9 protein-coding genes and 1 tRNA gene are annotated in these 9375 nt (G+C 39.9%); 4 read left to right on the top strand and 6 right to left on the bottom strand.

Features of this window, described 5'->3' with window-relative positions; all coding sequences use genetic code 11:
• Position 1 precedes the first annotated feature (1 nt).
• The 3 genes from AAEY62_RS19880 to nudE form a co-directional block, all read right to left on the bottom strand.
• Positions 2-75 (bottom strand) — tRNA-Met (locus AAEY62_RS19880).
• A gap of 136 nt (positions 76-211) precedes the next feature.
• Entirely contained in the window at positions 212-1015 is an 804-nt protein-coding gene (cysQ, locus tag AAEY62_RS19875; RefSeq protein WP_101164350.1) for a 3'(2'),5'-bisphosphate nucleotidase CysQ, read from the bottom strand.
• Complete coding sequence (nudE, locus tag AAEY62_RS19870; RefSeq protein ID WP_007586548.1) at positions 1008-1580, bottom strand: ADP compounds hydrolase NudE; 573 nt, start codon at positions 1578-1580, stop codon at positions 1008-1010. The genes cysQ and nudE overlap by 8 nt, the downstream gene beginning before the upstream one ends.
• A 61-nt stretch (positions 1581-1641) precedes the next feature.
• Between nudE and yrfG the strand changes: the two genes are divergently transcribed.
• Positions 1642-2289 (top strand): GMP/IMP nucleotidase, encoded by a 648-nt coding sequence (gene yrfG / locus AAEY62_RS19865; protein WP_007378908.1) that lies wholly within the window; start codon positions 1642-1644, stop codon positions 2287-2289.
• 15 nt (positions 2290-2304) lie between these two features.
• On the opposite strand, the gene AAEY62_RS19860 is transcribed toward yrfG, so the two are convergent.
• The 3 genes from AAEY62_RS19860 to AAEY62_RS19850 form a co-directional block, all read right to left on the bottom strand.
• Positions 2305-2928, bottom strand: coding sequence for a dUTP diphosphatase (locus tag AAEY62_RS19860; RefSeq protein ID WP_007586550.1), 624 nt, complete (start codon positions 2926-2928; stop codon positions 2305-2307).
• A gap of 105 nt (positions 2929-3033) precedes the next feature.
• Positions 3034-3402, bottom strand: a complete 369-nt coding sequence (locus AAEY62_RS19855; RefSeq protein ID WP_024590551.1) for a YacL family protein — start codon at positions 3400-3402, stop codon at positions 3034-3036.
• 115 nt (positions 3403-3517) lie between these two features.
• On the bottom strand, positions 3518-3742 hold the full coding sequence (locus AAEY62_RS19850; protein WP_002963009.1) for a hypothetical protein: 225 nt from the start codon (positions 3740-3742) through the stop codon (positions 3518-3520).
• A 302-nt stretch (positions 3743-4044) separates the two neighbouring features.
• On the opposite strand from AAEY62_RS19850, the gene AAEY62_RS19845 reads away from it, so the two are divergent.
• The 3 genes from AAEY62_RS19845 (at position 4045) to AAEY62_RS19835 (ending at position 9085) form a co-directional block, all read left to right on the top strand.
• Complete coding sequence (locus tag AAEY62_RS19845) at positions 4045-6087, top strand: DNA helicase II (protein WP_350635882.1); 2043 nt, start codon at positions 4045-4047, stop codon at positions 6085-6087.
• Positions 6065-8134, top strand: a complete 2070-nt coding sequence (locus AAEY62_RS19840) for a tRNA(Met) cytidine acetyltransferase TmcA domain-containing protein (protein WP_350635879.1) — start codon at positions 6065-6067, stop codon at positions 8132-8134. Before AAEY62_RS19845 ends, AAEY62_RS19840 begins: the two co-directional genes overlap by 23 nt.
• A gap of 102 nt (positions 8135-8236) precedes the next feature.
• A complete protein-coding gene (locus AAEY62_RS19835; RefSeq protein WP_007586559.1) occupies positions 8237-9085 on the top strand; it encodes a hypothetical protein in 849 nt (282 codons plus the stop codon).
• The last annotated feature ends 290 nt before the right edge of the window (positions 9086-9375 follow it).

Genomic DNA, 9375 nt, shown 5'->3' with positions numbered 1-9375 from the left:
GTTGCGGGAGCCGGATTTGAACCGACGACCTTCGGGTTATGAGCCCGACGAGCTACCAGACTGCTCCATCCCGCGCCTGTAATTTCTTTAAAACATTTTCGTAATATTTACGAGCCTGCCTTGAAGAGAGCGCTACTATATAGGAATAAACATTTAATGCAAGGCCTAAACTAATTAAAGTTGTTCAACCGAACAAAAAGCAATCAAATTGCTATTCTGCGCTCAACCTTTGATGCGGATTAATCATTTTTTGCCATTCCCAGTCTGGATGTCCCATCACTATAAAGTCAGGGTTCTCAGTACTCTCGCGTTGGTTGTACGTTAGCGGGTTAAATTCTGCATCGGTAATACAACCACCGGCTTCTTCAACAATAACTTGTGAAGCACCTGTATCCCACTCTCCCGTTGGACCAATTCTTAAAAAACAATCTGCTTTGCCTTCTGCAACAGTACAAGCTTTTAATGAGCACGAGCCAATAGCAATAGTTGTAAACTGACTATTTAAATACTGACTCACCGCTTCTATTTTTTGGCGGCGGCTCACTGCAAGCGTCAAGCTCTCTGGCGGCGCTACAGATATTTGCTTATCAATTGAGTTTTCACGTTTAAAGGCACCATTTTTAGCTGTAGCAAAATAAGTCACACCTTTTGCAGGCCAATGAATAACGCCAAGCACAGGATGATTATTTTCAATCAATGCAATGTTTACTGCAAAGTCGCCACTTTCTAAAATAAATTCGCCTGTACCATCCATCGGATCGAGCAACCAATAACGCTGCCAGTCCTGTCTGTCGGCGAGTGCAGGTATAGGTATTTCTTCCGACATAATTGGGATATCGGGCGCTAAGACTTTTAATCCAGCAACCAGTACGTCATTTGCTGCTAAGTCAGCTTTGGTAACAGGCGTATTATCTGATTTCTCTTGTTGGCCAATATCGCCTTTTTTATAAATGGCCATAATTGCATCGCCAGCACGCTCAGCTAATTCAATACACGGTTCGATTAATTTATTCATCGGCAGCTCCAGACGCTAAATACTTATCTAATAATAGCAAAGCTGCAACACTGCGTGCTTCGGTAAAATCTTCTTGGTCTAATAATGACTGCCACTGAGTTAATGGCCACTTAACAACAACAAGCGGCTCTGGTTCGTCGCCAATAAGGGTTTGTGGGTATAATTGCTTAGCAAATAAAATATGCATAGTGGCATTAAAGTAACTCGGCGCCATTGTTACTGTTCTTAATGGTTTAAAATACTCAGCACCAAAGCCAATTTCTTCTTTAAGCTCTCTGTTAGCAGCTTGCTCTGGCGTTTCGCCCGGATCGATTAAGCCTTTAGGAAAACCTAACTGGTAATCGTTTGTGCCCGCACAGTATTCACGTACAAGTAGTAATTCGTTGTCTGCACTTAACGGAACAATCATCACGGCTCCCCGGCCACCGCCGCGAATTCGCTCATACTGGCGCTCTTCGTTATTAGAAAACTTTAGCTCTAAAGACTCCACAGTAAACAGGCGGCTTTTAGCGACAACATTGTTACTGAGGATTTGTGGTGGTGTTGGGTGCTTTTTCTGTGTCATTGGCGTTAATTTGCTATCATGGCAGTTAGTTCAATAATAAACCTTATAAGTTGAAATTCCTATGTTAAATTGGTCAAAAATCGATACCGTTTTGCTCGACATGGATGGAACATTACTCGATTTACATTACGACAGTCATTTTTGGCTTAACGTTATTCCTGCGCAACACGCATTAGCAAGGGGCATTAGCCTAGATGCAGCTAAAGCAGATATTTTAAAACGCTATCAAGCTGTGAGCGGTCAAATACAGTGGTATTGTTTAGATTATTGGGAGCAGCAATTAAGCTTGCCTATAATGGAGCTTAAACGAGAGTCTCAGCATTTAATTAAAATGCGCGAAGACGTACCTCATTTTTTAACTGAGCTTAAAAAAGCAGGCAAAGAGTTAATTTTACTTACCAACGCCCACCCTGAGAGTGTCATGCTTAAATTTGAGCATACAGCGATTGATAACTACCTAGATGGCGTAGTGTCTACTCATGAATATGGAGTAAGTAAAGAGCAACAAAGTTTGTGGCACCAAGTACAAAAAGACTTAGGGTTTAATAAGCAGCGCACTTTGTTTGTAGATGACAGTGTGCCGGTTTTGAATGCTGCACGAGAATACGGCATTGAGCACTTACTTGCAGTTGCTAACCCTGATAGCCAACAACCACATAACGAAATAGCCGATTACCTGAGTGTTACCGACTATCGTAAGATTATTTAACTCAACTTACGTGACTTAAATTTTTGGGTAACGCGCTTCTAGCCCTTGATATACTAACTTTGCAAAATCTGCATGTTCTGTATCAAGGCTTTTAACTACTTCAACTAAATGCTCGTTATCTTCTTGCCCGTTCCATTCTTTAATATAGCTACCATCTTTGTAACCGTGATCTTGGCGGAAAAAGTTTAACGTATTTTTACCTACGTAGCCGCGATATAAATCATCAATATCCATACCCATTTGCGCCATACAGCCGGCAAAGGCACCTGCATTAAACGTTTTATCAGCAACAGCAGACGCCGCTAATATCTCTAGTGTTTGTTTAAAGTCATCAGCTTGTTGAGCATTACTAAGCTCAGTTTCAAGTTGCTTTGCTAAGTCTTCGTAGCTAGTTTCACCGTCAATTCTAAGCGATAGACCAAAATGAAAAATATCAACCAACTCTAAAATAACTTGTTCAGTATCTGGTGTTTGTTTTTTCCACCATTTCCAACCATGATGATCTAGCATTTCAGCACACTCAACCCAAATAGCGCGGTACCATTCAAACCCTTGAGTAAACCATTGCTCATGTACTTTAGTATTCATGGCGTTTTGCATTTCTAGCATCACTACTAGCTTGTTTAAATTGGCAGACATATCAGTTCCTGTCGTTTTGATTGGCGTAATGTTCGTTGGTGTAATAATACAGATAAAATGCTGATTGTGCATTGCTGTATATTTTTATTAGTGTGCTAGTTATGTTTATCGTGACGTCGTAAACTCATGCCATGAATCAATTAAATCAATGAAATCTTCAAAGCCACAACCACTACTTAAACCATTTTCTTCAAGCGCTAAATCGTCATCCTGATACGCTATTAGGTCTTCGCTGTCTTGATGAAGCGCATGGGCTTCAAATAATGCTTCGTCTTTCGTTAATATTAAATCTATTTCTTGGCCTTTTAGTGTTAGCGGCTCATAGCTTGAACTTACCGATGCAATAAGCGCTAGTACCATGGCTACTTTGTCTTTGCCTATTTCTTCGTTTAGCCAGCGACCAATAATAGCGTGTTCACTGCTTATTTTAATACGTAGCCCACTAATAGGGTCGCGAATAAATTGATATTCCATAGGGTTTGCCTGTAAATCTTTGATTGCGTAATTATATACGTAAACGCCCGTAAACCACAGGACATATAAAGTAAAATAGCGCCACATGGCGCTATTTTACTCAACTTTAAAACCGTTAACTTCGCGATCTATAACGCGCTGCGTCAATGATCGACCATAAGTAGATAATAGGCACAAGTACAAAGCCTACAAGCACATAAATTAGTGCGTAACTTATTATAATAGCGAGTGCAAAAAATATAGCCGCTAAAATACGCCCTTGCACTAACTGCCCTAAACCAGGAAAAAATATATTACATAATGCTGCGATTACGTTACCGCCAGAACCCTGATCTGCCATACTAACCTCTGTATTTATTTGATTTTATAATTATTTACTTACACACTTTATGCCAATTTATTAAAGCTTACAAATCAAATAGTTAAATTAGTCTAGATTTAGAGAGTTAGTAAATTTTGCTAACTTTAGGTCAAATTAGCAATTTTTGTTATGCGTTTACGCTTTTTATTCGCTTAGTTAATTAGCAAGTTACTCGTTTTGAACACTATTTTATAAATAGCTGTTTATAAAAACAGTATTTTATTTAGCCTAACAAAAACACCTGTTATACTGCCCACAATATTGATTAAAAAGGCGTAACGATGGACGTTTCACAATTACTCGATGGCTTAAATGACAAACAACGCGATGCCGTTGCAGCCCCACTACAAAACATGCTGGTATTAGCAGGTGCTGGGTCTGGTAAAACACGAGTGTTAGTTCATCGTATTGCGTGGCTTATGCAAGTTGAGCAAGCCTCCGCTTACAGTATTTTTGCAGTTACCTTTACTAATAAAGCCGCTAAAGAAATGCGTGGCCGCGTTGAAGAAACACTAAAAGCGCCTGTAGGTGGTATGTGGATTGGTACTTTCCATGGTTTATCGCATCGTATTTTACGTGCTCATCACCGTGAAGCTAATTTACCAGAAGCCTTTCAAATTTTAGACTCTGACGATCAGCTTAGAATGATCAAGCGCTTATTAAAATCGATGAATATTGATGATAAAAAATGGCCCGCTAAGCAATTTGGCTGGTACATAAGCGCCAAAAAAGATGAAGCACTTCGCCCTAAAGATATTCAAGCATACGATATTAATGAGCAAATGATGCTGCGTGTTTATGCCGCCTATCAAGAGGCCTGTGATAGAGCGGGCCTAGTTGATTTTGCTGAAATATTACTACGCAGCTACGAAGTGTTAAAAAATAACCCTACGTTACTGCGTCATTATCAGCAACGCTTCGCACATATGCTCGTAGACGAGTTCCAAGATACAAATACCATTCAATATGCTTGGTTAAAGTTACTTGCTGGCGATACTAACAGCATTATGATTGTAGGCGACGATGACCAAAGCATTTATGGTTGGCGTGGTGCTAAAATCGAAAACATTAAACGTTTTTTAACTGACTTTAGCGCAGAAACCATTCGTCTTGAACAAAACTACCGTTCAACCGCGACTATTTTGAAAGCGTCCAACGCATTAATTCAAAATAACTCAGAACGTATGGGTAAAAGCTTGTGGACCGACGGTAACGACGGCGAGCCAATCTCTATTTATGCAGCATTTAATGAGTTAGACGAAGCACGCTTTGTAAGTAGCAAACTACGAAGCTGGTTAAATGCAGGTAATGCCCTACAAGATGCCGCAATTTTATACCGTAGTAACGCGCAATCTCGTGTACTTGAGGAAGCCATGCTACAAGAAGGCTTAAAATACCGTATTTATGGTGGTATGCGATTCTTCGAACGACAAGAAATTAAAGATGCGTTGTCGTACTTACGCCTAGTGGGTAATCGTCAAGACGATGCCGCATTTGAGCGTGTAATTAATACGCCAGCACGCGGTATTGGCGACAAAACATTGAGCCATATACGCGACTGTGCACGAGCAGAATCGTTACCGCTTTGGTATGCCGCAAAAGCAATTGTAGAACAACAGCATTTATCTGGTCGTGCTTCTGGTGCAGTAAGTAAGTTTGTAGAACTAGTTGAACAAATAGAAGATAAAATTAGCGCATGTGACCAGTACGAACTTCCTGAAGACGAAGAATACAGCTCGCCTTTACAAGGCTTTTTAGCACATACATCACTTGAGTCAGGTGAAGGACAAGCAGAAGAGCACGAAGATGCCGTACAAATGATGACGCTTCACTCAGCTAAAGGATTAGAGTTTCCGTTAGTGTTTATGGTGGGCGTAGAAGAAGGCATGTTCCCTTCTCAGCAAAGTAACGAAGAGTCTGGCCGCTTAGAAGAAGAGCGCCGCCTTTGTTATGTAGGCATGACACGAGCAATGGATAAGTTATACATTAGCCATGCTGAGAGTCGCCGCTTATACGGGCAAGAAAAATACCATAGCCCATCACGCTTTTTACGCGAAATACCTGAGGACTGCGTAGAAGAAATTCGTATTAAAACACAGGTTTCTCGCCCGCCGGCCGCCGGGCGTTTTAGCGCATCAGTTAGCCATGCCGCATTTGAAGACAGTGGCTTTAACTTAGGGCAACGAGTTTTGCATGCTAAGTTTGGTGTTGGTACCGTACTTAATTACGAAGGCAGTGGCGCGCAATCTCGCGTACAAGTTAACTTTGACGACCTTGGCAGTAAATGGTTAGTAACGGCCTATGCACGATTACAAGCTGTATAAAGCACACCTAAATGAGTTAGAGCAACAATTAGCTGGCGCGTATCATCGTCAGCTAGTGTTGATCACGGGCAGCCCAGCTTGGTGTTATGAAATACTTAACTCATTAATAGATGAAAACAATACACTTGTTGTATCCAAGCAGTGCGCGATTAAAAATTCGTACTGGCCTACTCGCACACACCAAATTTTAGGGCAAGAATTTGCTCATGCTGTTTACGATGGTTTTAGTGGTTTGCACCCTGATAAACTTGCAGCACTTGCCGGCACCGTTAAAGCAGGCGGTATACTGTTTTTATTACTGCCTGAACTAGATGATTTAGCCTCTTGGCAAGATCCAGCATTAAGTACAGTGCAATCACACGGTCAGAGCATTGACTACAGCATATTTAATCAGCGTTTCGCGACTATTATTAAACCGTTGCCCGCTTTTCACTTTAGTGAAAAAAATGGCTGTATTAGTAATAACGCTAGCTATGTAATGCATAATAAAATTGATTATGAGCCACAGCAAAACTGTATTGAGCAAATAGTAAAAGTAGCTAACGGCCGTGCCAACAGGCCTTTACTCATTAATGCCGATAGAGGTAGAGGTAAGTCGGCAGCACTTGGCTTAGCCGCGGCAAAACTAACTGATAAAAAAGTAATTATTTGCAGCACTCAGTTTAAAGCGACCCATAGCAGCTTTAAACTTTTAGCCCAAGAGTTAAGCCTTCAATACAACGCTGAACATAAACAGGTCGCCAACTTGCACTACGTTGCACCTGACGCGTTATTAAACACACTACCTGAGTGCGATTTATTACTCATTGATGAAGCTGCAGCAATCCCTGTTCCGTTATTGCTAAAAATGCTAGCTCATTACCCTCGTATAGTATTTGCAAGTACACTGGTTGGATATGAAGGCAATGGCAGGGGTTATACCATTCGCTTTAGTAACTATATTAAAGCGCACTATAAAGCCTCTAAAGTTGTAACGCTTGATGAGCCACTACGTTTTGCTAAACACGATCCCCTTGAGCAACGCATTCGCACCTTGCTTGCACTCGATGCACAATATAAAGAGTTAAGTAGTGATCAATTAGGGCAGCCAGTTCATAGCGAAATAACTCAGCAATCCCTTGTAAACAATGAGCCTTTACTGCAACAAGTTATTGCCCTGCTTGCATTGGCTCACTATCAAAGTAGTGTAAACGATTTACGCCAACTACTAGACGCACCATCGCAACGAATATTCATCAGCAAAATTAACAATCAACTAGCTGGTGTATGCTTAATTGCCATAGAAGGTGCTTTAAGTGAAGAACTTGCTCTACAGGTTATAAGCGGAGAGCGCCGCCCACAGGGTCATTTAATGGCTCAAACCCTCTCACAACTTAGTTTTAATAATGACTACTTAACACAGTTGAGCGCTCGCGTTGTACGAATAGCGGTTGATCCGAGTTCTCACAATATGGGCTTTGGTAAAAAGCTACTTAGCTATTGTGAGTCGCAAGTAAAAAGCCAATGTAGTTGGTTTGGTGCAAGCTTTGGCGCAACAGCGCAGCTACTTAATTTTTGGCAAAAACAAGGGTTTGATACCGTAAAACTGGGTTATCAACGCGATAAAAGCACAGCTGAACATTCGGCACTTGTGGTTAAATGCTTAAATAACAAAAGTACAACTATACAACCTTTGAAAAAGCAGTTTAAAAACGACTTTTTTTATGGGCTTTTAACACACTTTAAAACACTAGATTGGCAACTTGTAAGTATTTTAATTGAAGGATTTAGCGATGAGTTAGTAAGCCCCGAGACTCGCGAACGATTAGCCTTGCTCGTAAACAGTAGCTTCACTCAATTTAATATCTCTGCGACTCTTTGGCAGGTAGTGAATCAGTCTCCTTCTTGTATGTCTCAATTAACAGAGTCTGATAAACAACTTTTAATAAAGTTAGTGCTTCAAAATGAATGTAATGAAAAAGTGATTCAACACTTAGGTTTATTAGGAAAAAAACAGCTTGGGAATCAATTTAAACGTGCCATAAAAAACCTCACTAGTGCCATCTAATAACTCCTAGTTACCTATCTCTATTAAATCTTACCCTTCTTTAAGCTATTTATTTAATTTGTTCTATCCTTAAAGCATTAATAGGTAAATTAAGATAAAGGCATGGAATTAATAAACTTTAAAGTGGGCTGCAAAACAATTTCACTTAAAATACTCGATATTTTATTAACAGAGCGCTTTGACAATAATCTAACAACTTTACCAAACAATAATAAAAGCTTTATTGGTGTTAAAGATTATATGGATATACCAACGCCTGTGTTTGATTTAGGTATTATTTTAAATAATATCTCAACCGAACAAAGTAATGCGCACGTACTAAAACAACTAAGAACATGGCAAGAAAAACTATTAAACTGGTTCAATACACTTCAAAGTAACTTGCTAAATAGCTCGGCTTCTATTTCAAGCAATGACGCAGAGCTACAAGATTTTGTTCTGTTTTACAAAGAGTTCAACACCGACAATGAAGACTTAAAATTAACAATGTCTCGGCTTAACGAGCCTTTCCAATCATTGCTAGAAACGGTAAAAGAAGCTATATCAGCTCATAATCAAAGCGATTATAAACAAGTATCAGCTCTGCTCGAAAAAATTAAGCGTAGTAACCTAATTCAGCTAGAGCGTTTATTCGAATCAGCTAAAGAGCAAATAACCTTAGACTATAAACCTATTATTGTTTTTACCACTAAAGACGGCTTAAACCCACACGTAGGGTTATTGGTAGATAAAGTCGAAGATAATATCGACTATAAAAAAGAAGACATTAAACCACTAGATAAGCTCACTGAGGTTGGTTTTGATCTAGACCCACAAACTAAAAATATGATGCGAGGATTAATCAAGCTTTCACAAAAGCACAGTGTATTAATTGATCCAAGCGTAATATTTAAACCAACACAACTAGAAGAATCTGAAAGTGAAGAAACTCAAGCTTACGGACTATTTTAAATAGTCTTTAGATTCGGTTATAAACTTTAGTACTGAAGTAATGAGCTATTCAGCTCGACTTGTACATTTAGATAAATTGGAGAGAAATCGAGTGCGTAATGTTAGTTACTCATATTCTACTTTTCTGCAGACGTAAAGAGCCCGAATTTTTAGATGCGGGCTTTCTACAATGTGAAGTCGGTGCGCTACGCAGTAGGATGTCGTAGTGCCCACAGCGGTGGAGAGCCACAGTGAAATGCTACACTATCATCGGTCGAAGCTTTGGTTTCACTACTGAGTTAGGCATGGGC

Source organism: Pseudoalteromonas sp. GW168-MNA-CIBAN-0100 (assembly GCF_040309225.1).
Taxonomy (GTDB): Bacteria; Pseudomonadota; Gammaproteobacteria; order Enterobacterales; family Alteromonadaceae; genus Pseudoalteromonas; species Pseudoalteromonas arctica.
This window is presented reverse-complemented; position numbering and strand designations above follow the sequence as displayed.